The 25,927-nt window shown below is 55.1% G+C and carries 25 protein-coding genes and 3 tRNA genes; 15 read left to right on the top strand and 13 right to left on the bottom strand.

Annotation, left to right across the window (positions count from 1 at the left end; translation table 11 throughout):
- Window positions 1-81: 81 nt before the first annotated feature.
- On the bottom strand, window positions 82-759 hold the full coding sequence (locus Q3H59_RS17335; RefSeq protein ID WP_176970789.1) for a YecA family protein: 678 nt from the start codon (window positions 757-759) through the stop codon (window positions 82-84).
- A gap of 215 nt (window positions 760-974) precedes the next feature.
- Here Q3H59_RS17335 and Q3H59_RS17330 point away from each other — a divergent pair, with 215 nt between their 5' ends.
- The 4 genes from Q3H59_RS17330 to Q3H59_RS17315 all read left to right on the top strand — a co-directional run bounded on the left by Q3H59_RS17330 (window position 975) and on the right by Q3H59_RS17315 (window position 4,789).
- A complete protein-coding gene (locus Q3H59_RS17330; RefSeq protein ID WP_277976787.1) occupies window positions 975-1,991 on the top strand; it encodes an isopenicillin N synthase family oxygenase in 1,017 nt (338 codons plus the stop codon).
- A 17-nt stretch (window positions 1,992-2,008) separates the two neighbouring features.
- A complete protein-coding gene (locus tag Q3H59_RS17325; protein ID WP_101762205.1) occupies window positions 2,009-2,791 on the top strand; it encodes a MetQ/NlpA family ABC transporter substrate-binding protein in 783 nt (260 codons plus the stop codon).
- 183 nt (window positions 2,792-2,974) lie between these two features.
- Window positions 2,975-4,120 (top strand): serine hydrolase domain-containing protein, encoded by a 1,146-nt coding sequence (locus tag Q3H59_RS17320; RefSeq protein ID WP_309836030.1) that lies wholly within the window; start codon window positions 2,975-2,977, stop codon window positions 4,118-4,120.
- 156 nt (window positions 4,121-4,276) lie between these two features.
- Window positions 4,277-4,789, top strand: a complete 513-nt coding sequence (locus Q3H59_RS17315; protein WP_309836028.1) for an RcnB family protein — start codon at window positions 4,277-4,279, stop codon at window positions 4,787-4,789.
- Here the strand turns inward: Q3H59_RS17315 and Q3H59_RS17310 are convergent.
- Window positions 4,786-6,234 carry a PLP-dependent aminotransferase family protein gene (locus tag Q3H59_RS17310; RefSeq protein ID WP_309836026.1) on the bottom strand — a complete coding sequence of 483 codons (1,449 nt, stop codon included), beginning with the start codon at window positions 6,232-6,234 and terminating at the stop codon, window positions 4,786-4,788. The two genes, Q3H59_RS17315 and Q3H59_RS17310, sit on opposite strands and share 4 nt — an antisense overlap.
- A gap of 107 nt (window positions 6,235-6,341) precedes the next feature.
- Between Q3H59_RS17310 and Q3H59_RS17305 the strand changes: the two genes are divergently transcribed.
- On the top strand, window positions 6,342-7,055 hold the full coding sequence (locus Q3H59_RS17305; protein ID WP_309836024.1) for a GNAT family protein: 714 nt from the start codon (window positions 6,342-6,344) through the stop codon (window positions 7,053-7,055).
- On the opposite strand, the gene opgB is transcribed toward Q3H59_RS17305, so the two are convergent.
- On the bottom strand, window positions 7,052-9,343 hold the full coding sequence (gene opgB, locus Q3H59_RS17300) for a phosphatidylglycerol--membrane-oligosaccharide glycerophosphotransferase (RefSeq protein ID WP_309836023.1): 2,292 nt from the start codon (window positions 9,341-9,343) through the stop codon (window positions 7,052-7,054). The genes Q3H59_RS17305 and opgB overlap by 4 nt on opposite strands.
- A 213-nt stretch (window positions 9,344-9,556) precedes the next feature.
- Window positions 9,557-9,946: a tautomerase family protein gene (locus tag Q3H59_RS17295; protein ID WP_101762200.1), complete on the bottom strand. Its 390-nt coding sequence runs from the start codon at window positions 9,944-9,946 to the stop codon at window positions 9,557-9,559.
- A gap of 120 nt (window positions 9,947-10,066) precedes the next feature.
- Here Q3H59_RS17295 and Q3H59_RS17290 point away from each other — a divergent pair, with 120 nt between their 5' ends.
- Window positions 10,067-10,990 carry a LysR family transcriptional regulator gene (locus Q3H59_RS17290; protein ID WP_101762199.1) on the top strand — a complete coding sequence of 308 codons (924 nt, stop codon included), beginning with the start codon at window positions 10,067-10,069 and terminating at the stop codon, window positions 10,988-10,990.
- On the opposite strand, the gene Q3H59_RS17285 is transcribed toward Q3H59_RS17290, so the two are convergent.
- On the bottom strand, window positions 10,964-11,977 hold the full coding sequence (locus Q3H59_RS17285; protein WP_309836020.1) for a capsular polysaccharide synthesis protein: 1,014 nt from the start codon (window positions 11,975-11,977) through the stop codon (window positions 10,964-10,966). The genes Q3H59_RS17290 and Q3H59_RS17285 overlap by 27 nt on opposite strands.
- 414 nt (window positions 11,978-12,391) lie before the next feature.
- Here Q3H59_RS17285 and Q3H59_RS17280 point away from each other — a divergent pair, with 414 nt between their 5' ends.
- Window positions 12,392-13,345 carry a YncE family protein gene (locus Q3H59_RS17280; RefSeq protein ID WP_210080906.1) on the top strand — a complete coding sequence of 318 codons (954 nt, stop codon included), beginning with the start codon at window positions 12,392-12,394 and terminating at the stop codon, window positions 13,343-13,345.
- Here Q3H59_RS17280 and Q3H59_RS17275 read toward each other — a convergent pair.
- On the bottom strand, window positions 13,342-13,896 hold the full coding sequence (locus Q3H59_RS17275; RefSeq protein ID WP_309836018.1) for a histidine phosphatase family protein: 555 nt from the start codon (window positions 13,894-13,896) through the stop codon (window positions 13,342-13,344). The two genes, Q3H59_RS17280 and Q3H59_RS17275, sit on opposite strands and share 4 nt — an antisense overlap.
- Before the next feature lie 584 nt (window positions 13,897-14,480).
- On the opposite strand from Q3H59_RS17275, the gene Q3H59_RS17270 reads away from it, so the two are divergent.
- The 4 genes from Q3H59_RS17270 to Q3H59_RS17255 all read left to right on the top strand — a co-directional run bounded on the left by Q3H59_RS17270 (window position 14,481) and on the right by Q3H59_RS17255 (window position 19,413).
- Complete coding sequence (locus Q3H59_RS17270) at window positions 14,481-15,863, top strand: MFS transporter (RefSeq protein ID WP_101762195.1); 1,383 nt, start codon at window positions 14,481-14,483, stop codon at window positions 15,861-15,863.
- A gap of 75 nt (window positions 15,864-15,938) precedes the next feature.
- Complete coding sequence (locus Q3H59_RS17265) at window positions 15,939-16,961, top strand: LacI family DNA-binding transcriptional regulator (RefSeq protein ID WP_101762194.1); 1,023 nt, start codon at window positions 15,939-15,941, stop codon at window positions 16,959-16,961.
- Window positions 16,962-16,973: 12 nt separating this feature from the next.
- Window positions 16,974-17,951: a nucleoside hydrolase gene (locus Q3H59_RS17260; protein WP_309836015.1), complete on the top strand. Its 978-nt coding sequence runs from the start codon at window positions 16,974-16,976 to the stop codon at window positions 17,949-17,951.
- 241 nt (window positions 17,952-18,192) lie between these two features.
- Complete coding sequence (locus tag Q3H59_RS17255; RefSeq protein ID WP_101762192.1) at window positions 18,193-19,413, top strand: MFS transporter; 1,221 nt, start codon at window positions 18,193-18,195, stop codon at window positions 19,411-19,413.
- On the opposite strand, the gene Q3H59_RS17250 is transcribed toward Q3H59_RS17255, so the two are convergent.
- The 3 genes from Q3H59_RS17250 to Q3H59_RS17240 all read right to left on the bottom strand — a co-directional run bounded on the left by Q3H59_RS17250 (window position 19,410) and on the right by Q3H59_RS17240 (window position 22,025).
- The gene (locus Q3H59_RS17250) at window positions 19,410-19,874 is read right to left on the bottom strand and encodes a YbaK/EbsC family protein (RefSeq protein WP_008107722.1); all 465 of its coding nucleotides are present in this window, start codon (window positions 19,872-19,874) and stop codon (window positions 19,410-19,412) included. The genes Q3H59_RS17255 and Q3H59_RS17250 overlap by 4 nt on opposite strands.
- 95 nt (window positions 19,875-19,969) lie before the next feature.
- Window positions 19,970-20,764, bottom strand: a complete 795-nt coding sequence (fhuF, locus tag Q3H59_RS17245; protein WP_192412438.1) for a siderophore-iron reductase FhuF — start codon at window positions 20,762-20,764, stop codon at window positions 19,970-19,972.
- Between the two features lie 166 nt (window positions 20,765-20,930).
- Window positions 20,931-22,025, bottom strand: a complete 1,095-nt coding sequence (locus Q3H59_RS17240; protein WP_101762189.1) for a diguanylate cyclase — start codon at window positions 22,023-22,025, stop codon at window positions 20,931-20,933.
- A gap of 227 nt (window positions 22,026-22,252) precedes the next feature.
- Here Q3H59_RS17240 and Q3H59_RS17235 point away from each other — a divergent pair, with 227 nt between their 5' ends.
- Window positions 22,253-22,537, top strand: coding sequence for a DUF1435 domain-containing protein (locus Q3H59_RS17235; RefSeq protein ID WP_110867479.1), 285 nt, complete (start codon window positions 22,253-22,255; stop codon window positions 22,535-22,537).
- A gap of 93 nt (window positions 22,538-22,630) precedes the next feature.
- Here the strand turns inward: Q3H59_RS17235 and Q3H59_RS17230 are convergent.
- The 4 genes from Q3H59_RS17230 to rsmC all read right to left on the bottom strand — a co-directional run bounded on the left by Q3H59_RS17230 (window position 22,631) and on the right by rsmC (window position 24,118).
- A tRNA-Leu gene (locus Q3H59_RS17230) sits at window positions 22,631-22,717 on the bottom strand.
- A 29-nt stretch (window positions 22,718-22,746) separates the two neighbouring features.
- Window positions 22,747-22,833: transfer RNA gene (locus Q3H59_RS17225), tRNA-Leu, on the bottom strand.
- A gap of 34 nt (window positions 22,834-22,867) precedes the next feature.
- Window positions 22,868-22,954 (bottom strand) — tRNA-Leu (locus tag Q3H59_RS17220).
- Window positions 22,955-23,086: 132 nt separating this feature from the next.
- Window positions 23,087-24,118, bottom strand: a complete 1,032-nt coding sequence (gene rsmC, locus Q3H59_RS17215) for a 16S rRNA (guanine(1207)-N(2))-methyltransferase RsmC (RefSeq protein ID WP_101762187.1) — start codon at window positions 24,116-24,118, stop codon at window positions 23,087-23,089.
- A gap of 232 nt (window positions 24,119-24,350) precedes the next feature.
- Between rsmC and Q3H59_RS17210 the strand changes: the two genes are divergently transcribed.
- Genes Q3H59_RS17210 through yjjG form a run of 3 tightly spaced genes read left to right on the top strand, consistent with a single transcriptional unit; the run spans window position 24,351 to window position 25,865 of the window.
- Window positions 24,351-24,761 carry a DNA polymerase III subunit psi gene (locus Q3H59_RS17210; RefSeq protein ID WP_101762186.1) on the top strand — a complete coding sequence of 137 codons (411 nt, stop codon included), beginning with the start codon at window positions 24,351-24,353 and terminating at the stop codon, window positions 24,759-24,761.
- A complete protein-coding gene (rimI, locus tag Q3H59_RS17205) occupies window positions 24,733-25,173 on the top strand; it encodes a ribosomal protein S18-alanine N-acetyltransferase (protein WP_309836010.1) in 441 nt (146 codons plus the stop codon). The genes Q3H59_RS17210 and rimI overlap by 29 nt, the downstream gene beginning before the upstream one ends.
- 8 nt (window positions 25,174-25,181) lie before the next feature.
- Window positions 25,182-25,865, top strand: coding sequence for a pyrimidine 5'-nucleotidase (yjjG, locus tag Q3H59_RS17200; protein ID WP_101762184.1), 684 nt, complete (start codon window positions 25,182-25,184; stop codon window positions 25,863-25,865).
- Window positions 25,866-25,927 lie beyond the last annotated feature (62 nt).

Genomic DNA, 25,927 nt, shown 5'->3' with positions numbered 1-25,927 from the left:
AAAAACCGCACATATCGGTAGCGGCGCGATTTAAAGGCCAGGGACGCGCAATAAATTGCGCCGCTACGGAAGGTGCACATATTATTTACCGCAGCACTGCTTATATTTTTTACCGCTGCCGCACGGGCAAGGATCGTTACGGCCGGTTTTCTCGCCGGCAAAGTGTGGCAGTTGAGGTTCAGGATCGGGCTGCGCCATGCGCTGTTCCTGCCAGTATTCATGCAGCTCCAGCGCCGCGGGGCGAATCGCCTCGATGCTGGCTTCAAACTCTTCCGGCGTGAAGGCTTCGCGCTTCGCCAGATGATCTTCGCTGCCGTGCAAGGCAATCGCCTCCATCATCGGTTGCAGTGATTCTGGCAGCAGCGACCAATCCGCATCCAGCGCCACGCCGCGCAAATAGCCATAGCACCAATCTTCCACCACGGTGAATTCCTGGCCTTCCATCTCTTGGGTGCCAAACAGCGGATCGAACTGCTCCGGGAATTCGGCCAGGCGCTCGGCGATGTCGTTCAGATGCTGGAAGGTCAGCGTCATAAAGCGATCCATCTCACGCTCATTCGACCACTTTGGAATGTGCTTTTTGCCGCCCCACATCGCCACCAGCCATTCGCTCGGTTCGATGTCGTTCGGGCCTGAGAGCAACGCCGTCAGCATGCCGTCCAGCTCAGCGGTATCCACCACCGAGTGTTCGTTGCCGTATTTCTCCAGCATATCTTCAAGCCAGTTGAGCTCTTTTTCGGTTAACGGACCCTGGTTCATACGGCGTCTCCTGCTGTTCATTGATGGGCCATGCCCAAAGTTAATTGGCGGCGATTATAGCGGGAAGCGGGCGCGATTTATCGCTTTTTGCATATCGATTGCTGAACCTCTCCTAAAAATGATTCTCCATAACTTATCGCGCAACAGTATTGGCTGCATTTGTCAGCAGATGGCAGCGTAAAGGCAGAATTTTTCTGCACGAAGGATGCAAAAGTATGGCCAGCACATTGCCGGTACTGGATTTAGCCCTGCTGGAACTGCCGGATGCGGAACAGGCGCAATACCTCGCCGAGCTGCGCGAAACCGCGCGAGACGTCGGCTTCTTCTATCTGGTGAATCATGGCATCAATCCGCAGCTGCTGCAGAACGTGCAAAGCATCACGCGCGCGTTCTTTGCCTTGCCAGATGAAGAGAAGCAGCGCGTTTCGATGATCCATTCACCGCATTTTCGTGGCTACAACCGCGCGGGCGTGGAATACACCCGTGAGCAGCGCGATCAGCGTGAGCAGTTTGATATCGGTGCAGAACGGGCCGCCCTGACGTTGCAACCAGACGATCCGGCGTGGAAGCAGCTGCAAGGACCCAATTTGTGGCCGCAGGCGCTACCGCAGCTGCGTCCGGTGATCCACGCGTGGCAGCAGGCGATGACTGACGTGGCGCTGCGTTTACTGCGCGCCTTCGCCAAATCCCTGTCGCTGCCGCCGGACGCTTTCGATGCGCTGTACGGCACGCACCCCAACGAACATGTGAAGCTGATTCGCTATCCGGGTCAGGATGCCGCTGCCAGCCAGCAAGGTGTCGGCGCGCATAAGGATTCCGGCTTTCTGACCTTTCTGTTGCAGGACGATCAACCCGGATTGCAGGTTGAAGTCACGCCAGATCAGTGGATTGATGCGCTGCCGAAACCGGGTGCTTTTGTGGTGAACATCGGCGAACTGCTGGAGATCGCCACCAACGGTTATCTGCGCGCCACCGTGCATCGTGTAGTGTCGCCGCCGGCAAAACAGCAGCGCATCTCCATCGCTTTCTTCCTCGGCGCGCAGCTTGACGCCGAAGTGCCGTTGTACCAATTACCGCCGCAGCTGGCGGCAGAAGCGCGCGGACCGACCAGCGATCCCAGCAATCCGCTGCTGCGTGAAGTGGGCTGGAACTATCTCAAAGGACGTTTGCGATCGCATCGCGACGTGGCGCAGCGTTATTACGCTGACACTCTCAATAGCGTTAAATCATAAGAAACTAAGGGAAGCAGATGAATAAAAAGGTGATAGCCGCGTTGGCGATGGTTTCGGTGTTCAGCACTTACGCCTCGGCGGCCGCGCTGCGCGTGGCGGCCGATGCCGTACCGCACAGCGAAATCCTCAACCACATCAAACAGAGCGACAAGAAACTCGATCTCAAAGTGATTGAACTCAACGGCAACCTCAACGCCAACGAACTGCTGGCGCGCGGTGACGTGGATGCCAACTACTTCCAGCATGTGCCTTATCTGCGCGATCAGGAAAAAGCGCTGGGCGAGAAATTTTCTGTGGTCGCCACCGTGCATATTGAGCCACTTGGCATCTACTCGCACAAAGTGAAATCACTGAAAGATCTGCCTGATGGCGCGCAGGTGGCGGTACCGAATAATGTCACCAATCTGAGCCGCGCACTTTATCTTTTGCAGGCCAATGGTTTGATCAAACTGAAAAGCAGCAGCGCCAACACGCTGGTGACTTCCGCAGACATTACTGACAACCCGCACCATCTGAAGATTATCGAAGTGGAAGCGCCGCAGCTGCCGCGCGCGCTGGATGATGCGCAGTTGGCGATCATCAATGGCAACTACGCGTTGCAGGCCGGTTTAGTGCCGTCGAAGGATGCGCTGGCGCTGGAACAGGCGAAAGATAATCCGTATGCCAACGTGCTTGTCACCACGCCGAAACTGGCGCACGATCCGCGTATTCTGGAACTAGCGAAAGATCTGGAGTCAAAGCAAACTGCTGAATTTATTAACCAGCACTATAAAGGATCGGTTATTCCTGTTAATCAATAATCCCCGCCGCCACCTGTTTTTGGCAGGTGGCGCTGACTTTCTTCTGTGCTATATTTCGCCACCAACACCCGTCGCACCCTTTATAAAACATAAAAATTCGCTCAATCCATTGCCATGATTACCTTCGCCAGGAATAAACGGGTGCTGTGCCATCGTTTAACAATATGCATCATTGTGCTGGGCATGAGCGTATTGCTCAGCGCCTGCGGCACCTTGTCGCAAACCTCCGCGCCCGTCAGCGATAAAGTCTATCTTTCACACGCGACTTTTAATGAAAACGTCGATGACATCGTGCGCCATTACATGCAGCAAAAGCAGGTTTCTGGCATCAGCATCGCCATTATCCATCAACGCAGCCAGCCTGAATTTTACAGTTTTGGTGTCACCGATGCGCTGCACCGTTATCCCATTACGCCAGACACTTTATTTGCGCTCGGCTCGCTGAGTAAAGGCATCACCGCGGAGGTGATTATTGAGCTGGTGGATCGCGGTGAACTGCACTGGAACGACACCTTAGCGACGCTTTTGCCGCCCAACGTGCCGCTGAGCGCCGATGCCAAACGCATCACGCTGTTGCAGCTGGTGACGCACACCTCGGGCTTGCCGCGTCAGGATATGGATTTGCCGATGTTCATGAAATTTATGGGCTATCTGCGTAGCGGCGAGAACTTTTATGGCAACCTCGACAGCGATGCCGTGCTGGATTATCTGGTCGACTTTGACGCGCCCGCGCATCCTGGCGCGCGCTATTCCAATCTCGGCTATGCGCTGCTGGGCTACATCCTTAAATATCGCTTCCATCAGGACATCGAAACGCTGGCGCAGCGTAATCTGTTCCTGCCGCTGGGCATGACCAGCAGCAGCTTCAAGCCGCAGAGCCTGCGCGGCTATCCGTGGCGTGCGCTCGGCCATGCCGGCGATCAGCCTAAGCTAATTCCTCGCGGGCAAATCACGCCGGACTGGGCGTTTAACAACAATATGGTGGCGGCCGCCAGCCTCTACAGCAACGCGCGCGATTTGATTCGCTATCTTGATGCGCACCTGCATGACGGCGCGGGTGCTTCGCTCAATGCGGCGTTTGCGCAGGTCAATCACGGCTACGAACAGCACGGCAATCAGTCACAAAATATCGCCTGGGTTACGGATACCTACGGCGATCAGCAGATTACCTATCAGGTTGGCTATATCGGCGGTTACTCCAGCTTTATTGGCTTTGATAAACAGAACGGCAATGCGATTGTGGTGCTGCAGAACGCGTTTAACTGGAGTAACTATCTGGGCATCGCGTTATTGAGGGATCTGGCAAATAAAGCGCACGACAAAAACTAACATGGTTGCTTGCAATTTTACTGCGCCAAAAAGCGCCTGAGCTGAGGTATGCTGAGCAGCGAAATTTGACGCGCTAAGCGCGCCGGGGGAACCTTCTGCGTGCTTAACGTGTCAGTTAAATGGACAGTTAATAATTAACCAGAGTGGAAATCACCCATGCGCAGGACACACGTCAATCTTCTTTCTGCAGGTATTTTTCTGGGCGCTTTAAGCCTTGCTCCGGCCGCGCTGGCGGAAGGCGAGCAAACAGACGCCGTACCCATGCCGCCACAGGTGCAGCAAACCGCACCCGACGCGCAAACCCAGGCACCCGCCGCTGATGCACCCGCTCAGGCGCCGGCCCCCGATGCGCCTGTCAGCAATGAACCGGCTGAATCCAGCGGCGATGTCGCGCCGATACGTCCTCCGCAAAGCGGTAATGCGGCTGCGCCAAACAACTACGATCTGAACACCATCATCATCGACTACAAAGAGTACAAAGTGGGCGATGTGGTGCCAGATGAGTACCGTAAAAAACAGTACACCATTGTTGAGTGGAAGCCACGCCATCTGCCAGCGCCGCAGCCAGGCACGCACTGGGCGTACATCAATGCCAACTACATCCTGATCACCGATGACACCGGTAAGATCGTGATGGGCAAATCAGGCGAAATCTTCTTCCGCGGTTAATTCCTGCGCAGCAGACGCGCTAACTGCGCGACGCCCGCCGTAATCTGGCTGGTGCTGGTGTTACCGTAACCCAGCACCAGCCCTTGTTGCTTCTGCTCACCGAGATAAAATCCCGACAGCGCGCCCGGCGCGTAGCCACTCTGGATCAGCCGATCCACCAATGCCATATCGTTTTGATCCGCTGCCAGTGATAACACCAGATGCATGCCGCATTCGCCGCCCAGCAACGGAACCTGTGCGCCAAACGTTTGCTGCAATGCCTGTCGCAACGTCGCCTGCCGTTGGCGGTACAGACGGCGCATTTTGCTCAAATGACGGCTAAAATCACCGCTGCGTAAAAACAGCGCCAGCGCCTGCTGCTCAGGACGATTCCCGCCGCGCAGCAGTTCATGCAGCGCAGGGCGCAGCGGCGCGACCAACTGCGGCGGCAACACCATAAACCCGAGGCGTAGCGCCGGAAACAGCGTTTTGCTGAACGAGCCGACGTAGATCACCGGCGTTGGCTGCGTCATGCCTTGCATGGCGGCGATTGGCTCGCCGCTGTAACGAAAATCGCTGTCGTAATCATCTTCGATAATCCACGTTTGCTGTTGCCGCGCGGCCGCCAGCAGCGCCAGACGACGCGGTGCGCTCATGATTGCGCCGGTGGGATATTGGTGCGTTGGCGTGGTGTAAATCAGGCGCGGCGGACGCTGCTGCCAGTCCTGCGGCTGCGGCGCCAGACCTTGTGCATCGACCGCTATCGGTTCAATACGCATATCTCCCAGCCGCATCGCCGCTTTCGCCCCGCGATATCCCGGCTCCTCCACCCAACCGATGTCGCCAGGGCTGCTGAGCAGCGCCACGCACAGCGTTAATGCCTGCTGCGCGCCTTCGGTAATCACGATTTGTTCGGGCGTACAGCGCACGCCGCGCGCTAATGCCAGATGCTGCGCCAGCGCGGCGCGTAGCGTGCGTTCGCCGAGCGGATCGCCATAGCCCAGCAGTTGCTGCGGCTGATACAGCATCACGCGGTTCAGCGCCCGTCGCCACTGAGCTAGCGGGAAATGTACTAACGAAGGAACGCCGGGCCGCAGCGCCATCTCCTGACTCAATGTGCGATGGCTGGATCGCAACTGAGCGATGCGCGGTGACAAGGCAATTTCGCTGCTGGCGGGCGGCTGAGTTTCCTGCGGTAGCTGCGCCATATTGCTGATGCGACTGCCCTGGCGATCGCTCAGCAAAAATCCTTCAGCCTGCAGTTGCGCCCAGACGGCGATCACCGTATTGCGTGAAACCGCGAGATCCAGCGCCAGCTGGCGTGTTGCGGGCAAACGCGTACCGGCAGCGAGTTTGCCGGTCAGAATCGCCTGCTTGATACGCTGGAACAGCTGCTGTTGCAGCGTCAGCTCGCCGTTGGTCTCTAGTGGGGCCAACAATAATCGGTGCAGTGCAATATCACTCATTTACGCGGTTCCGTGGATCCATCAATTTCAACCATTGTGGCGCTTTTTAACACACCAGCAAAGTGGCACTCTGCGATTCTGGCCCTGATTGATAAAGGAATTAAGCTATGTCGCAACACACGAATGATTACGGACAACCGGTAGGATTTCCGCTGCCAGATTGGCAACCCCGCGCCTGGCCGAGCTATGAAACCTTCACCGGTGACTATTGCCGCCTTGAACCGCTGAATGCCGAGCATCATGGCCGCGAACTCTATGCTGCCTATGCGCTGGCTGAAGATGGCCGTGACTGGACCTATATGTTCGCCGAACCTTTTGCCGATGAAGCGGCCTATATTGCCTATGCGCGTCAGCTGGAAAACGGACGTGATCCGATGCATTTCGCGGTGATCGATCCCGTTAGCAACCGCGCGGTCGGTAGCCTGGCGTTAATGCGCATCGATGCGACAAACGGATCGGTGGAGATCGGCCACGTCGCCTTCTCGCCGTTGCTCAAACAAACGCGCATGGCCACTGAAGCGCACTATCTGCTGATGCGCTACGCCTTTGAGCAACTGGGCTACCGGCGCTATGAGTGGAAGTGCGACAGCTGCAACCAGCCATCACGAAACGCGGCACAGCGTTTAGGGTTTCAGTTCGAAGGGACTTTCCGTCAGGCGATTGTCTATAAAGGCCGCAGCCGGGATACCTGCTGGTTCTCGATTATTGATAGCGATTGGCCGCAGGTGAAACAGGGCTTCGAACGCTGGCTGGCGGCAGAGAACTTTACGGCGGAGGGGACGCAACGCGAAAAGCTGGAGGCGCTGCGCACCCTACGTTAGTTTTGCGGAATTATTTTTATATCCACCATGCCGATCCCCAGTTTGCGGGGATCCTGGCCGATAATATTGCCGACATTTGACTCCTGCGGCTCCGGCGGCGCAATGATCAAATTGCGGCTGCCGGTTGGATTGGTAAAATGCAGCGTGGTGGTGGAGAAATCTTCACCCAAATTCAGTTGCTGCTCTTCATCGCCAACGCGCACCGGAATCGGACGGTGCGCATTCGGACCGAACGCCCGCGCGGTGATCACCACATCAAAGCGTTCTGGCAGCGGATCGGTGTACTCAATATTCACTTCCGGCGCCAGATTGGCATTTGACCAGCGTCCCCACTCTTCCGGGCGAGATATCCCTCTAAAACTTTTGACGCTGGTTGGCGCGCCGGGCACTGACAACAGGAAGCTGTCCGCGTTGTAGCGAATCGCATTGTCTTCAATCCGAATCTGCTGCTCGTTGAGCTGAAAGGTTGCCGCACTCACTTCGGCTTTGGGGAAGCTGACTTTCGCTTTCCACTGCGGTTTATCAATGCGGGTAACGCTCGGTTTGGCGCCCATCTGTCCCATCGAAACACACAAATCGTTCGACAGAGCTAAATCTGGCTGCCACAGGCGCGCCATTTTAAAGCAGCGATCGACCCAAACGAATTTGTCGTCGGCAGCAAATTTAGCCAGCTGATAACGCAGTGGCTCCGCGTATTCGCCTTCGGGCAGCGGTTCAACATGCTTATCGGAGACGCGGAACAGAATCGGCAATTTGAAGGTTGCGCCGGAGAAGGTGAAGGTGTTTTTTTGTTGATCGACGGTAAAGCTGTCCATCTTACTGGGGAAATTCCACAGTTGAATGATATCCGCTTTCCACGCCGTGACGCGCTTCGCCATGTCTTCAAACTCGGTTGACAGCGAGGTGGAAGAGAGGCCGCTGCGACCAAGTCCAATCGCGTTATCCCCGCCGAGAATATCCAGCACCGTGGCGCCGTTATCCAGCGTGCTGCGTTTGGCGTCGAGCACTTCCGCCTGTGGCTGATCGCCACGAATCACCATAAACAGGTCACGGCGCGGCTGCTTGATCAGGTATTGATGCGCGGTGTTATTCATCGCCAGATGATCGGAGGTCACCACGATGATGGTGTTTTTAAACCACGGTGACGCTTTGATGCGTTCAATCAGACGCGCCACATGCTCCTGCGAGCAGGCGACCGCGCTAAAGGATTGGTTTGGTTTGCCATCATAGCTGTAGCTTTTGCGCTGGCAGCTGCGCGAGATAAAACCATCCGGGTGATGGGTGTCGACGGTAAGGGTGAACAATGCGAAGCGTTTTTGCGCGCGCGACAGCTCTTCGTATTTCTCAAACACCTCGTCCATCACCGTGTCATCGTAGTAGCCCCAGTTATTACGATAGCCGGGATCGGCGACGCGACTTTTCAGCTCCTGCGAGCCATACATATTGGCCGCATCAAAGCCATGTGACAGCAGAAAAGTATCTTTACCGGCGAAGCGTAAATCGGCGCCCTGAATAAACCAGTTCTCATAGCCAGAGTTTTTCAGGATGTCGCCCAGACAAATATTCTGCGGATAGAAGCTGGAGAGCGAGGCCGAGGCGTTGCCATCAAAAGGCGCAAACAGCGGGATGCCGCACTGTGAAGCCACCATGCCCGCGATGGTGTAATCAGTGCCAGGCAATTGTTCGGTTTGGCTGAAATCGATGCTGTTATCTTTTTCGCGGCTGAGTTCCGGGGCCAGACCGGGAAATGCCTGCTGATCGAAGTAGGTGCGTTCAAGACTTTCGCCATAAATGTAGACCAGGTTGAGCTTTGGCTCGGTGATCACCTTATTAGGCGTTTTGTAATAGGTTTCGAAGTCCGAATCGGCGAGGCGCGAATGTGAGGCGATCAGCTCTTTCACCTGGCGGAACGCAGGCGTGGTTTGTACCGAACCCGCAGCACAGGCAATCGCCAGCAAACTCCAGCCGAGGTGATGCGGCCGCTTACGGCGGCGCAATAACCATGAAAGCAGGCAAAATAGCGAGAACAGCGCGATGATCAGTCCGATGGCTGGCACCACATATTTGCTCACGCCCGCGCCGGTCAGGCTGTTGGTCAGGGTATACAGCACCGCGTCATTAATGCCATCGCCGGTAAAATAGTTGCTGGCGACCAGCGTGACGTTAAGCACGATAAACAGCGTGAGCAGCAGCAGGATCAGACTAAACCAAAATTTATTTCGCCCGGCTTTGAAGGAGTAGACTGCAATCGCAGCCAAAAAGAGTACAACCGAAACCAATTCGGACAACGTCAGATCCTCATTTTGAATGAATACGCAATCCTTGCGCCAACGACCCTCTGCGGGGATTTTGCGACAATCTATATTGGGTGTCACATGGCTGCAACACATCCAACCAGATTTGTGCGATGCATTCCGATTCGTTTAAGGCGGGTTCAGGCTGACTGTGGTTTAGCCTGGCAGCAACGGACGGGCTGCTGCCAGTGAGGGCAGAGAAGGGAATCAGAGTTTTCCAGTGAGGTATTGCGCTTCGCCGTCGGCAAAGCTCCAGTCGCCTTTACTGTTGGTGATAAAACTAATCATCAAATCCGTGCCCTGTACGCCACAATTTTCCAGCAGCTCGCGTGCTAACTCTGCCATAAACAGGCACTTCTGTTCTTCACTTCTCGGGCTGGTATATACGCGCACCATGACCAGATTGTCGGTTCGCGCAAAGCCTAAGCCGGTATCCTGAAAGACCATCTGATAACCTTTGTTTTCGTGAACAATCTGATAACGATCGCGCGCCGGGACTTTGAAGGCGGTTAAGACCGCACGGTGTGCGGCATCCAGCAATGTGCGGATTTCTGATTCTGAACGGCCCTGAATAACGTCGAATGTCAGTAACGGCATAAATAAAACCTCGTTTTTGCTCACATGAAAAGAGTAGGATGTGGCGCTATGCTGCCGCTTGCTGCCGGAAAGAAAAAGCGCGCTGGTTGAATTGATTATTTATTATTTTGAACAATCGATATGAAAGAAATTAAAACCGATAGCCTTTGGGTCCATTTGCACTGGTTAACCGTGCTGGCTGAGCTCGGCAGTTTTACGCGCGCGGCGGAACGATTAGACGTCAGCAAAGCGGCGATGAGTCAGAAGATTAAAGAGCTGGAAAAGATGGCGGGCGTGGCGTTGGTGCAGCGCACCACTCGCAGCGTGCGGCTGACTTCCGCCGGTGAAAAGCTGGTGGATGAGCTGCGCGATCCCTTCGCGCGTATCGCGCAGAGCTTTTTCAGCGTGCGCGATGAAGCCGGTCCAGTGCGTGGCATGGTGCGCGTCACAGCGCCGGTGGCGTTTGCGCGTCAGCAACTGGTGCCGATCATTGGCGATTTCCTGCGCGACTATCCGCAGGTGCGCTTGCAGCTGGATGTCACCGATCGTCTGGTGTCGCTCGGCAGTGAAGGCTTTGATCTGGCGATTCGCCACAGTGATAGCCTGCCGGAAACCCATGTTGCGCTGCCGCTGTGTGAAACCCGCGCGCTGCTGGTGGCGTCGCCGGCATATCTGGCGCAAAACGGCCTGCCGGATTCACCGCAGGCGTTGCAGCAGCATAATTGTCTTTATTATCCGCGCGGACTCGAGTCGCCGCAGTGGCGCTTTCGATTAGCGGACGGCGGCAGCGAAACCGTGCAGGTGAAGATTCAGGGCAACTTTGCCACCAACAACAGCGAGTCGATCCGCGATGCCGCATTGCAGGGTTTGGGCATTGCGATGCTGCCGGATTTCAGTGCCAGCGCGGCACTCGCCAGCGGCACGCTGCAGCAGGTGCTGCCGCAGTGGCAAGCGGTGGATGCGTTCGCCGACCGGTTGTGGGTGGTGCGCCCGTATGCCGCACAGGTACCACGGGCGGTAACCACCTTAATTCACTGGTTACGCGCGCGCTTTGTTGATGGGTGATGCCAGCGCGATCGGCGCAGGCGTTTGCATCATCTGACCCAACAAACTGCCGCGGTTGTAGTTGCCGAGCCGCAGGTTGAAGTCGAGATGCAACTGCTCATTGCCGCTGAGTTTAATCACCGGTGGCGGCGTGAGTGGACGCTGGTGAAACAGCACCGCGTGGGCAAACGCCTCGCTTTTCCAGCCGCTTAAACGCTGATAGTAATAAGCGTTCGCCTCGCATTTACGCAGATAGAGATTCACCCGGCGATGTTCACGCATGGCGATCTGCTGCGCCAGAGAACCTAATTGCTGCTGCGGCTGCGCAATTTTCTGCGTCAGCAGGGAATAATCATCGCGCTTGGTCAATTCACTGAAGTAATTCTGTTCGCCGAGATGTTTGATCGGTGCGTAATGTTTTTGCCACTCGCGGATAAAGGGATTATTGGCGGTTGCCGCCAGGAACCAGCTCTCAATCACCGGCGCGAGATAGTTGACGGTGGCGTTTTCGTGATAATAACCAATCACATCCATGCGACGTTCCTGATGCGCGCGATGTACCCAGGAGAGATCTTCAAATAATAAAGTGCTGCAATCAATGGCAATGCCGCCATAACGCAACAGTAATTCCAGACGAATCACTTCGCTGCGTTGTTGGGCGGTTAATTGGGTCGAGGTAAAGATAAAATCCGGTAAAACTTCTTTTATCGTTAAACGATTTAATAAATGAATTTCATGATCGGGATTATCCTGACGAATCTTTTTAATATTTAACGCCATTGATTTCGGTAAATATTCATTATCCCAATACATCCAGACTTTCTTTGGAATCTCTGGCAGATCTTTTTCGCCAGAAAGTAACACGATATTGTCCTCCTGGCTGGGATCGTATTCCGGCGCACAGAGCGCATTATACTGTTTTTTCTGCAGGAAAGTCTGGCTGGTAAAAGCGAGTCTTTTCCAGTTATGCCAGAGGGTTAACGCTGGCTGAAGGCGTTTTTTATTCATGATGCACCTGATTATTGTGATTATGGTGGCAAGGCGTCCCTGATCGCGGCGCTGAGCGCTCTTGATTGTCCTTTAGGCTGTGTGTAAAAAAGTACTCTCCTATGCTTAATAAAACATTCTGTGCGGCGCGGCTATCACTTTTTGATCCTTTCAGATAAACCGGAAAATCAAGGATCCGTTAAGCTTTAAATTAACGATAAATAACCGCGTGGATTGTTGATTATTCTATTTTATCTCATTAAGACTATTCCTAATAAAATAACAATAGCGTGGCGTAAGTCGCGGGGCGGATTAAAAATTGCGTGTGAGATCACGTGTTAACCTCGCTACATTTTTCGCTGGTCTGCCGGGAAAATCCCCTCCTGATTGCGGGTTGGCTACGCTTAAAGGAGGTGACGAACAAAAGGAGACACTATGCAGCGACACAACCGTGGATTACTGGCGGTCGATAAGCAGGGCAATCGCGTGCTGTTTCTCAATCCCGAAACCTTTGCCGTTGAACAAGAGTTAAATGCCTTTCCGCCGCGTCCACACGAGCTTCTGATGCTGCCGCAGCTGGAGAAAGCTTACGTGCCGATCTACGGCGACGGCATTCACGGCGACAATCCGCATCCCGGCCACAAAGTGGCGATCATCGATCTGCGCCTGCGGCAGATCAGTGGTTTTATCGATCTGTCGCCGTTAAAAGCACCGCACAGCGGCCAGCTGGGACGAGACGGTAAAGTTTATCTCTGCTGTGAAAACAGCGCGGTGGTGGCGGTGATTGATCCCGTTAGCGATCGCGTGGAGAAAACCATTCAGCTGCCTTCGCACAATGCGCACCGACTCACTTTGTCGCCCAGCGGTCGCAAGTTGTTTACCGAGAATGAAGAGGACGCCAGCATTACCGTGGTGGATCTGTGTGAGGCGGAAGGGCGGATTATTGACAATATTCTGATGCCCGGCCCGATTTCCGGCATCGCCGCCTCGCCGAAACATCCTTATCTGGTGGCGAGCGCCGCCGATGCGCCGCTGCTGTATGTGGTGGATCGGCAAAGCCATCGTATCCGCCAGCGCCTGACGTTGCCGGGCCACCAGCAACCGTGTCAGGTGGTGCGCTTCAGTGCCAACGGCGAGCGGCTGGTGGCGATTGGCGATCAGGAGCCGGTGGTGACGCTGTTTGACGAGCTGCTCAATCCGCTCGGCGATATTCATGTTGGCAACAAGCCGATGGATGGCTGCTTCAGTGAGGATAATCACAGCTTGCTGATTGCTAATGAGGGCGACGGTTCGCTCAGCCTGATTGATCTGCAGCAGATGAAAGTGATTGCCACGCCGCAGGCCGGTACCGGTTGTGAAGTGCTGAGTTACTTTCAACTCAAACCTTAAATAAACGGGCGATGATAAATCGCACTGCTCCAGTGGCGGCTGCTGGCATGTTTTTCGGCCTGCCAGCCGCGCTTGCGTAACTCGCGTGCAATCAGCTTATTCATGATGCCGTGCCCAACCAATAACACCGTGCCTTGCTGCGACAGCACCACCAGTTTATCCGCCGCCAGACGGGCACGTTCACGCGCATGCTGCATCGATTCGACATGGCCGGCATAGCCGCACAGCCACAACAAGCGTAATAGCGCCAGCCAGACGTTGAGCGGCAGATGTAAACGCTCAAACGGCAACGTCGGTATCGCCACTTCGCTAAAAACCTCATCCACCGCGTGCGGCTGTAAACCGAGACGCGTTAATGACGAACGGGCGCGCGGCAGCGGGCTGGTGGCGATCACACTCGCCAGGCGCGCAATGGTCTGACTGCGCGGCGGCGGGGAGTCGCAAATATCAGCCTGATCGTAACCTTCACACCAGTCGGCCAGCGCCCGAGCCGTGAAGCGCCCCGTGACCGGATGATTGGGTTTACCGTGTCGCATAAGAATAATGGTCATAGCGCTCCTGAGTGATCTTTCTCCAGTGTAATGCAGATGCTGAGTCAGTCGCGCACCGGTGACGGCATTTAAGAATATTGCGGGTGTGTCATTAAACCTTAACTGAACTGTGCGAAAAACAGCGCGATGAAGATTCAGTCTGCGCCGTTAAATGGTAAGCAATAATCGTTAATTACGTTGTAATCAGACATTTCTTGCATACGCGCATTAGATGTAATGTCATGAATTAACGCCTCTTTTATCTTGTGCTCATGAGTTATAGTGAAGTTTATCTAATAAATATCACTATTTTTGCTTGATTTATCTACGCGCGTAGATAGACTATGCTCATAGTGATAACTCACGGTGCCAGAGACGAAGTTGGCCTTGAGATGACCCAGTTACATTTGCCTTACTAATGCGATCGATGAAAATTACATCGGCGGGAACAGGCGAAGAAGCGGATTCCAACACCAGGGAATTCATTACTGATTTTTCATCCAGGTTTGCCTACTGAACGTCGCCACCGGGGAGTTCCGCTTGTTGCAAGGGAACTGACCCACGGAAGGGCGTTTGCTGTTTTTACCTCATTCAGGGATTGGGTTATGACGGTTTCGCAACAAAGCTCACTGACATCCTCCTCAGCTGCCGACGCGCGGCTTGAAACATCATCCGGCCGCAAAGATTTCTGGCGCGCCACCTTCTCGTGCTGGCTCGGCACCGCGATGGAATATGCAGATTTTGCGCTGTATGGCCTCGCTGCCGGCATTATCTTTGGTGATGTCTTCTTCCCCGAAGCCACGCCGACTATCGCCTTGCTCTCGAGTTTTGCCACCTGGTCGGTTGGCTTTATTGCCCGCCCGATTGGTGCCTTGCTTTTCGGCTGGATCGGCGATCGTAAAGGCCGCAAAACGGTGATGATCTCGACCATCATTCTGATGGGCGCCTCCACAACATTAATCGGTTTGATTCCCTCCTATGCCAGCATTGGCGTTTGGGCACCGGCGTGTCTGGTGCTGCTGCGCTTTACCCAGGGTTTGGGGGCGGGCGCAGAGTTGTCCGGCGGCACAGTGATGCTGGGCGAATACGCGCCGGTTGAGCGTCGCGGTTTGGTCTCGTCGGTGATTGCGCTGGGCTCAAACAGCGGTACGCTGATCGCCTCGCTGGTTTGGCTGGCGGTGATCCAGATGGACAAAGAGAGCTTACTGGCGTGGGGCTGGCGTATTCCGTTCCTCAGCAGCGTGTTGATTGCGGTGGTGGCGTTGTGGATTCGTCGTCATCTACGAGAAACGCCAGTGTTTGAACGCCAGCAGGCGGAATTGCAGGCCGAACGAAACGCCACGCTGGCGCAGGCGAAAGCAGAAGTGGATACGCGCAGTTTCTGGCGTCGCACCCGCGCCTTCTGGACCATGGTGGGTTTACGCATCGGCGAAAACGGCCCTTCTTATCTGGCGCAGGGCTTTATCGTCGGTTACGTCGCCAAAGTGCTAATGATCGATAAGTCGGTGCCCACCACCGCGGTGTTCATCGCCTCGTTACTTGGCTTCGTGATTATTCCGTTTGCCGGTTGGCTGTCGGATCGCTTCGGTCGCCGTATAACCTATCGTTGCTTCTGCTTATTGCTGATGTTCTACGCCTGGCCCGCCTTTAGCCTGATGGACAGCCGCGACCCGACGATTGTCATCGCGGTGATTGTGGTCGGCATGGCGCTGGCATCGCTGGGTATTTTCGGCGTGCAGGCAGCGTGGGGCGTCGAGATGTTTGGCGTGAAGCGTCGTTATACCAAGATGGCGGTAGCGAAAGAGCTGGGGTCTATCCTTTCAGGAGGCACCGCACCATTAGTGGCGGCGGCGCTGCTGTCGTTTACCGGACACTGGTGGCCGATCGCGGTTTACTTCACGGCGATGGCCAGCATCGGTTTTCTCACCACTTTCGTGGCGCCGGAAACGCGCGGACGCGATCTCAATCTGCCGGAAGATGCCATCTGACCAGCAGGATCGCGTAAATCACAACCCCCATTGGCCGGATATTCCGGCCAATGGCATTTACGCAGGGGCAAAGGAATGGCGAAATCTCCAACCGGAAACGTAACGCGCACGGACGTGGCAAAAATCGCCGGCACCTCGGTGGCGGTGGTCAGTTACGTGATCAATAACGGCCCGCGTCCGGTGGCAGAAGCCACGCGTCAGCGCGTGCTGGAGGCGATCAAACAGACCGGCTATCGCCCCAACGCGGTAGCGCGCGCGCTGGCTTCGGGCAGCACTAAAACCTTTGGTTTAGTGGTGCCAAACATCGGCAATCCCTTTGTTGCCTCGATGGCGCACATGCTGTTGCAGGAGTCGATGAATCACGGCCACGTCATGCTGTTGGGGGATGCCGGCGACGATCGCAAACGCGAGCTGGAGATTATTCAGGGCCTGTTAAATCGTCAGGTTGATGGCCTGTTTTACAACAGCGTCGATCGCCATCCCTACATCGATGTGATTCAGGCCAGCGGTACGCCGCTGGTGATGCTGGATCGCATTGAGCCGCGTCCAGGCGTTGGCATGCTGCGCGTCAATGAGCGCGAAGCGGCGTGCCAGGTGACCGCGCATCTGCTCAGCCACGGTTATCAGCAGGTGGGCATGATCAGCGGTCCACTGGACATGCTTAACGCGCAGGACCGTATTCACGGCTGGCGCGATGCGCTGGCGCAGAAAGGGTTGCTGGCAGATGAGGCAATGATTTTCCCTGCCAGCTACACGCGGCAGGGCGGTTACGACGCCGCGCAGCGCATGGTGGCCAGCGGTCGTGTGCCGCGCGCGCTGTTTACCAGTAATGAAGGCCAGGCGATTGGCTGCATTCGTGCGCTGTCGGAGCATGGACTGCGCGTGCCGCAGGATGTCGCGCTGGTGTGTTTTAACGGTACCGATCAGTCGGCGTTTCATGTGCCGACGCTCACCACCGTACGTCAGCCGCTGCGCGATATGGCGCGCAGTGCGATTGCTATGCTCAAAAATTGGGATGGCGACGCGAAGCTGGCGGAATTTCCTCACCATTTAGAAATCGGTGAGTCCTGTGGCTGCCAGCTTACTCAACAAGAATAAAATTATAACACTATGAAAAGATTGATTATTGATTGTGATCCGGGAAACGGTATAGCGGGCGCCAACACCGACGACGGCCTCGCGCTGGCGTTAGCATTGGCCTCAAAGTCACTGTCGCTGGAACTGATTACCACTGTGACCGGCAACACGCCGAGCGCGGTGGGTGCGCAGGTCGCGAAAGATCTGCTGCAGCGGCTGGGACGCAACATTCCGGTGGTGCAGGGCGCGCTGCAGGCGCTGCGTGAAGATCCTGCGCCGTGGCGTGCGCGTCTTGACCACGTTGCTGATGAAAAGCTCGGTGAACTGTGGCGCGGCGTTCGTCAACCGCAGCGTATTCCGGCGGATGGACATGATGCGGCTGGCGTAATGGGCCAACTGATTTGTGACAATCCCGGCGAGTTTACGCTGGTAGCCATCGGCCCGTTGACCAACGTGGCGCTGGCACTGCAGCGTTATCCAGAGATGGCTGAATCGGTGGCAGAGATTGTGATTATGGGCGGCGTGTTCGCGCTGGATGATTACATCAAAGACACCAATTTTGGCCTCGATCCGGAAGCCGCGCATCAGGTGCTGCACAGCGGTGCTGCCATCACGCTGGTACCGATGGACGCCACCACGCAAACTCTGATGACGCAGCAGGATCTCACGCGGCTGACCGCTAACGATCATCCGTTGCCGCAGTTTGTGCGCGAGACGTTGCGGCCGTGGATCGATTATTCGATCCGCACCCGTCATCTGCCAGGTTGCTGGATACACGACGCGCTGGTGGTGGCGTGGCTGCTGAATCAGCGTGTCGCCGACGGCGTGGATTATCATGTGGATATTGAGCTGCGGCCTGGCGCCACGCGCGGCAAAAGCTGGCGTTATCGCACGCCGCTGCGGCTGGATATTGGCGTGCCACCGCAGCCCGGCGCCTTGGTGCATGTGATTCAAACCGTTAATAATGCGCTGCTGCTTGAGATGATCGAAAAGGCATTTAATCAGTTATAAAACCGTTGACTGCACCTGCCGTAACGGCGCGATAAAACGCGCCGCTACAGGATATTACCTCCATCAATGACACGTTTTTTTACACCGCGCATCACTCGCTGACAATTCCTACCACAGCCCGCCTTTCTGACATGCTATATACAAATAGTTAACAAATTAGTAACCCGTGAAATTATTTGCGCGGTAACTTCTACTATAAATCCGGCCAACGAACCGGAAGCTCATCAGACAGGATACCAACATGTTCAACTGGACTGCGACCCAGCGCAACGTGGCTTTTGCCAGTTTCGCGAGCTGGACGCTGGATGCGTTCGACTTCTTCATCTTAGTGTTTGTCCTCAGCGATCTTGCCCAGTATTTCCATACCAGCGTCTCCGATGTTTCTCTTGCCATCATGCTCACGCTCGCCGTGCGCCCGATCGGCGCGCTGTTGTTTGGTCGGCTGGCGGAGAAGTATGGCCGCCGACCGATTTTGATGCTCAATATCGTGATGTTCTCGGCGTTTGAGCTGCTGTCGGCGTGGTCGCCCACCTTCACGGCGTTCCTCGGTTTCCGCGTGATTTACGGCGTGGCGATGGGGGGGATTTGGGGCGTGGCGTCGTCGCTGGCGCTGGAAACCATTCCGGATCGCTCGCGCGGCTTGATGTCCGGCATCTTCCAGGCGGGTTATCCGTGCGGCTATCTGCTGGCGTCGGTGATTTTTGGTTTGTTCTTCGAAACGGTCGGCTGGCGCGGCATGTTCCTGATTGGCGCGTTGCCGATTCTGCTGCTGCCGTTTATCTACTTCAAAGTGCCGGAATCGCCGGTGTGGCTGGCGGCGCGCGAGCGGAAAGAGAGCAATGCGCTGCTGCCGATTATCCGCCAGCACTGGAAAATCTGTATCTATATGGTGCTGCTGATGGCCTGCTTTAACTTCTTCAGCCACGGTACGCAGGATCTCTATCCCACCTTCCTGAAAGTGCAGCATCAGTTTGATCCGCACACCGTCAGCATCATTGCCATCAGCTACAACATCGCGGCGATGCTGGGCGGCATTACCTTTGGTGCACTCTCCGAGCGCATTGGCCGCAAGCGCGCGATTATTCTGGCGTCATTCCTCGCGCTGCCGGTGTTGCCGCTGTGGGCCTTCTCCAGCGGTTCATGGATGATCGGTATCGGCGCGTTTCTGATGCAGTTTATGGTGCAGGGCGCGTGGGGCGTGGTGCCGACCTATCTTACCGAACTGGTGCCCGCCAATGCGCGCGCGGTGCTGCCGGGCTTTGTCTATCAGCTGGGGAATTTGATCGCCTCCGTGAATGCGACGCTGCAGTCGCGTATCGCCGAGGCGCACGGCGGCAATTATGGTTTGGGCATGGCGATTGTCGCCGGAACGGTGGCGGTGCTGATTTGCGTATTAGTGGCCTTTGGTCGCGAGACGCGCGGCATCGAAATCTCCGGTGCCGCCGCGCGCGAGTCGTCTTAAAGCGCCTCGCAGACGTCAACCCATTTCGCCGCGGTGAGTTCCGCCATGCGCTGCGGCGAAATGCGCACCGCGCTATGAATCGATCCGGCTGCGGGCAGCACTTCATCAAAGCTGCGCAGCGACACATCGCAATAGACGGTAAGCGGATTTTCCAGCCCGAACGGGCAAACGCCGCCGACCGGATGTCCGGTCCAGTTCACCACCTCATCCACGCTTAACATGCGCGCCTTGGCGCCGAGCGCAGCTTTCAGCTTGCGGTTGTCGAGACGCGCATCGCCGCGCGTAACGATCAGCACGATGGCATCTTTCACTTTCAGCGACAGGGTTTTGGCGATTTGCCCAGGCTGAACGCCATGAACGCGTGCGGCCAGCTCAACGGTGGCGGTGCTTTCCGGCATCTCGATGATGTCGATATCCGGTGCATGTTCGGCAAAGAAGTGCCGTACCGACTCCAGGCTCATTGTTATCTCCGGTAAAAACAGAGCCGAAAAAATGCCATAAGCCTGGAAAAGTGTAAACGGGAGAAAAGGAGAATCTGTAACAGAATGCGCGGGGGCTACACCGCTTTTAACGTGCAGTTACCGCAACGTTCTACATCGGGGATACGATAGCGCTGGCAGCAGCTGCGTCGTTCCATTTCGCCATTACGTGGGATCATGGTGCGATACAGCGGATTATCGCTGCCATCGAGCAGGGATTTGCTGAAAAATAGCGCCTGTTCCAGCTGCAAAATCGTCTCTTCTGGCAACTGGTTTTTCAATTCACCAAGGAACCAGTAAAACGAAAAGCCCATGTTGTTCCAGATAAGCTTCGCATTGATATCACCGTGCTGCGTCATGCCGTTAACCGCCGGAATCAGGCATTGCTGAATCAGGCGATCGATACGCTGCTGGGCATTGAGGTAGCGCGCATCCTCATCTTCCTGCACATCCAGCCAGAAAGCGCACGGATGGCCGTTTTCGTGAAACTCAACGTGAATCAGATGCGGCGAGCAGTTCAGCGCACGCGGTTCCTGCAATAACGCCATCATCAGCGGTGGCAGCAGCAGGCCAAAATACCACTGCGCCCACAGCGATTGCAGCGGCTTAGCTTCCTGCTGCACATCAGGATGATCGCGATAGAGATAATCGCTATAGCGCTGTGTCAGGCGGCGATAATGAAGCGGATTGGACCATTCAGCCAGGGTTAACGTCCCGGCGGGTGCCGGCTGGCCAAGCTTGAGGTTATCCAGCATGTAGCTGCGTTGATCGCGCATCAGATCTTCCAGTGCGCTCGCTAAACTGCGATCGCTCTGCATAAAGATCAGTGGATGCTCGCTGAAGCGATGATCCTGACGCGTGATGATGGCCATGCCGGTCCTGAGTGATAACGGGAATCGAGAGACAAATGATAATCGTTCCCAGCATTTTGAACAACATTTCTGCACATGCAACTGTTAACGCACATTTCGTCGCGGCGCGTTTTATCGCGCAATAAATTGCGCCGCGACGAGGTGTGCGTTGGGTAATGACAAGGCTTTATATCAGTTCATTACTCGCCTGCGTCAATTTCGGCAAATCCTCCCACGCCAGAATAGTGTTACGTCCCTGATTTTTCGCCACATACAGCGCGCGGTCAGCATTGGCGACTGCCTGGTCAAAATCGTCAGCAAAGATGGGCGCGATGCCAGCGCTGATGGTGACGTGCGTCGAGACTTTATCATTGAAGCGGTGCGGAATTTCCAAATCCACCACGTACTGACGAATGCGTTCAGCCAGTTTCATTGCGATTGAGGCGTTTACATTGGTCATCAGCACCAGAAACTCTTCGCCACCGTAGCGTGTGACCACATCGCGCGAACGCACCGCGTCGCGGATCGCCACGGACACGCGCGCCAGCGCCTGATCGCCCATCGCATGGCCGTAATTGTCGTTGTAGGCTTTGAAGTGGTCGATATCCAGCAGCAGCACAAAGTGGCTGCCGGCGTGGTTTTCCAGAATGGTATCAAGGCGATTCTTCAATCCACGGCGGTTGTACAAGCCGGTAAGCGGATCGAGCATGCTCAAATCGCTGAAGCTCTCTTTTTCCTCATACAGCTGGCTAACCAGCCGACGGGTGAAGGTATCAAAGCGACGACGCATTAAATGGTGCAGTGAAAAGCCGATTAATGGCAGCGTAATGGTGAATAAGATCATCATTAAATGCTGACCATCATCCAATAACAGCACGGTTAATACCGGCGGTGTGATGTGTAAACAGAATGCAATCAAATAATCACTCAGCGCAATGGCACTGATAAAGAACACGCTTAACAGGCTGATAATTAAAAAGCTGCCATCAAAATAGTAAACCAGATGATATCTGTGGTTAATATGCCACGCCCATAGCGCACCCAAAATAAAAGCCACAGGATTTAATAGCGGTAATTTTTGTTTTGACGCCATTAAGCAAATAACCAGCAGCGTGGAGCTGAAGCCCGCTACAACGTCCACCGGCAGCGAGCGTATTGGGCTATCGCTGCCTAAAATCGGCAGCAGGCAAAAAAGCGAAACGGCGACATTAAGAAACAGAAATAGCATCAGCGACAGCCGATATTTACTCTGTTTCAACTCATCATAAGATTGTAATTTCATTATTATTCTCGTGACAGCCCTGATATATCAAAGCGCTACCCGCAAGTAATAGTTTACCTACCCGGATAGAGAGCACGTTATTGTTGTGTTAGCGATATTGTTATCGGCGGCAATTTAGCATTTTCCAGTAATTCTGTCATCCGGCATGGCTTGCGACAAAAATTCGCTGCAAGATGAGAAATATTGTCATATGATAATGCGAATATTTATCATTTGAGGGTTGCGCGATGATCATGGCGATAATAGCCGCCTGCGGACTATGGGGCGTGAGCTGGGTAATGGGTAAACGTCTGGATAGCGGTTGGGGCGTGTTATTACCCTGCGCGGCGATGCCGATTTTTGCGTTATGGGAACCGAGTTTCAGTCAATGGCGAGTGGTGATGATTGTGGCACTGCTGCTGACCGTGGTGATGCTGTTTCACCATCGCCTGCGTCACTATCTGTTGCTGCCATCTTGTCTGGCATTGGCGGGCGGCTTAGCGGCGGTGTCGGTCAATTTCCACGTTATCTGATCAAATCGCAGAAACGACAACATCACGCTGAGAGCGTGAAGTTCGTTGAAAAATCTTTCGGGGGATTTACTGCTCGAAAGGAGTGACAACTGTTGGTGCGAAGGGAGGGACTTGAACCCTCACGTCCGTAAGAACACTAACACCTGAAGCTAGCGCGTCTACCAATTCCGCCACCATCGCATCTTAGTTGTCTGTTTATATCGTCGCATTGGTGCGAAGGGAGGGACTTGAACCCTCACGTCCGTAAGAACACTAACACCTGAAGCTAGCGCGTCTACCAATTCCGCCACCATCGCTCAGTGCGCAGATATAAACTGTGTGATTTTAGTTTGGTGCGAAGGGAGGGACTTGAACCCTCACGTCCGTAAGGACACTAACACCTGAAGCTAGCGCGTCTACCAATTCCGCCACCATCGCAAACTAACAACACCCTAAAGTATTGCTAACCACGGAGGCGCATTTTAGAGATTTTACTCATTGCGTCAACACATATTTCGCGACGGCAAAACGATCGCTGTAAAAAGCAACGTTTCTGCCGCCGCGCTGCTGTTAACGCGTTTTGGCACCGCGACCATATACGGCGCGATAGACTTTGAAGCGTCCGGTTTGCGCCAGCACTTCGTGATTGCCGAAGGTTTCATCCAGAATCTGTGGATACGGCAGGAAGGCGTTAGCCACGATACGCAGTTCGCCGCCGCTGTTCAGATGCTTAAGCGCACCGCGAATCAGCGTGTTAGCCGCTTCAAGGCTGGTTTGCAGGCCATCGTGGAACGGCGGGTTGGAGATGATCATGTCGAAACGGCCGGTAACGTCAGAGAACACGTTACTGGCAAACACTTCACCCTCCAGTTCATTGGCGGCCAGCGTGGCTTTACTCGCTTCAATCGCAGCAGCATGCACATCGCACAGCCACAGACGCACGCGCGGCGACACTTTCGCCATCACAGTTGCCAGCACACCGCTGCCACAACCGATATCCAGCACTTTGCCACGGAAATGCGGCGTCAGCGTGGAGAGCAGCAGATCGCTGCCGATATCCAGACCATCACGGCTGAACACGCCCGGCAAGGTATGGATGGTGAGATCCTCGAGCTGATAAGTATGGCCGTAGCTGCTGGCATCAAAGGTTGGTTGCTTATCGAGACGACCGTGATACAGGCCACAACGACGCGCGCTATCAACTTTCTCCAGCGTCGCCCACGCTTCCAGCATGCCTTCGGCGCTGCGCACGCCGCTGCGGTTTTCACCCACCACGAAGATATCGCAGCCTACCGGCAGCAGAGAGAGCAGGTTTTGCAGCTGGTACTGCGCTTCGGGTTTGTTCTTCGACCAGTAATAAACCAGCGTATCGCAGCCTTCAACATCGGCAGCGGTTGCAACCATGCTGTAAACCGCACGTTCACCAAGGCGATGGCTTAGGTTCTGCCAGTGATGATATTGCTGGGTATGCACGCGGCTCGACGCGGTTTCTAGCTGGGCGGGCAGGTCATCCTGCAGGTCGCCAGCAAACAAAACGTTGCGGGCAGTAAATTCATCACTGTGGCGCAGAATCACTTCGCTGGCCGGGGTAAAAGCAGACATGGGGCACTCCTGTTAAATCAGAGCGACGATTATATACACGTCATACTTCAAGTTACAGGTGCGTTGGCTGCTCTCGCTCACCCGAATCACTTACCTGAAGTAAGCTCATCGGGCTTCACTCGTTTGCCGCCTTCCTCTAACTCGAATTATTTTGTGTAGGGTGCTTTGTTGGCGCATGTTCGATGGGTTTGCTAGCATAGCGTCGCATTCTGGCAGCATAACGGGTAATAGCATGAGCACAAGGCGCGACTGGCTTCTACAGCAAATGGGGATTACGCAGTATCAGCTGCGGCGTCCGCGCGTGCTGCAAGGGGAAATTGCCGTCACGCTTTTGCCCGACACGCGTTTGGTTTTGGTGGCCGAACAGGCACCCACGCTACAAGAACCGCTGATTCGCGACGTGCTGCGCGCGCTGAACATTCAACCCGCGCAGGTCATGGCGTTAACGCCAGACCAGCTGCAAATGCTGCCGGAGCAGGTCGATTGCGCCGGCTGGCTGCTGGGCGTCGAGAGCGAACATCCCTTTAACGGCATTACCTTCAACACCGCCGTTTTCAATGAACTGATCAGCAGCGGCGCAGCAAAACGCGCCCTGTGGCAACAGATGTGTAACCATGACAGCCATCTCTTTAGTCACCCCTGAAGACCAGCCGCAGCTGCTGGCGATTGAGCGCCGCGCGCATGCCTTTCCGTGGAGCGAGCAGACGTTTAGCAGCAATCAAGGCGAACGTTTCGTTAATTTCCGCATTGAAGTTGAAGGTAAGCTGGCCGGATTCACCATCACCCAAGTGGTGCTGGATGAAGCGTCGCTGTTCAATATTGCGGTGGATCCCGACTTCCAGCGCCGCGGCCTGGCGCGCCAGCTGTTGCAGCATCTGATTGCTGAGCTCGAGCAGCGCGACGTGATGACGCTGTGGCTGGAAGTGCGCGCCTCAAATATGCCGGCGATTGCGTTGTATGAGCAGCTGGATTTCCATCAGGTGAGCGTACGCCCCAACTATTATCCCACTGCCAGCGGACGAGAAGATGCCATCATTATGGCGCTAACGCTTTAAGGAGCACCATGCTAAACGATTGGGACTGCATCCTGTTTGATGCAGACGAAACGCTTTTCCATTTCGATGCTTACGCTGGTTTGCAGCGCATGTTTGCCCGCTATGACGTGCAATTTTCTGCGCAGGATTACACCGATTATCAGGCGATCAACAAGCCGCTGTGGGTCGATTACCAGAACGGCACCATTTCCGCACTGCAGCTGCAAACGCGCCGCTTCACCTTGTGGGGCGAAAAGCTGAGCGTCGCACCCGAAGTACTCAACAGTGATTTCCTCAGCGCAATGGCCGATATCTGCCTGCCGCTGGAAGGCGCAGCCCACCTGTTATCAACGCTGAAAGGCAAAGTGAAAATCGCTATCATCACCAACGGTTTCACTGCGTTACAGCAGGCGCGACTTGAGCGTACCGGATTCCTCGATGTGTTTGATGCGCTGGTGATTTCTGAAGAAGTTGGCGTACCGAAACCTGACGTGGCGATTTTTGATCACACGCTGGCCTTGCTGGGCAACCCGGATCGCAGCCGCGTGCTGATGGTCGGCGATACGCCAGAATCAGATATTCTCGGCGGCATGAATGCCGGCCTGAAGACCTGCTGGATCGATCACGGTACGCGTCCGTTACCCGATCACATCACGCCAACCTGGCAGGTGAAAACGCTGGCCGAGCTGGAAACGATTCTGACTGAAGGTTAAAAGTATCTATTCATCGTTACCATCGTGATGATGCTGAGAAGCCCGCTGTGCGGGCTTTTTTT

Origin of the sequence: Pantoea sp. SORGH_AS_0659, assembly GCF_031453915.1 — a bacterium.
GTDB classification, from domain to species: domain Bacteria; phylum Pseudomonadota; class Gammaproteobacteria; order Enterobacterales; family Enterobacteriaceae; genus Pantoea; species Pantoea leporis.
The sequence above is the reverse complement of the archived record's forward strand: the minus strand, read 5'-3'. Positions and strand labels throughout refer to the sequence as shown.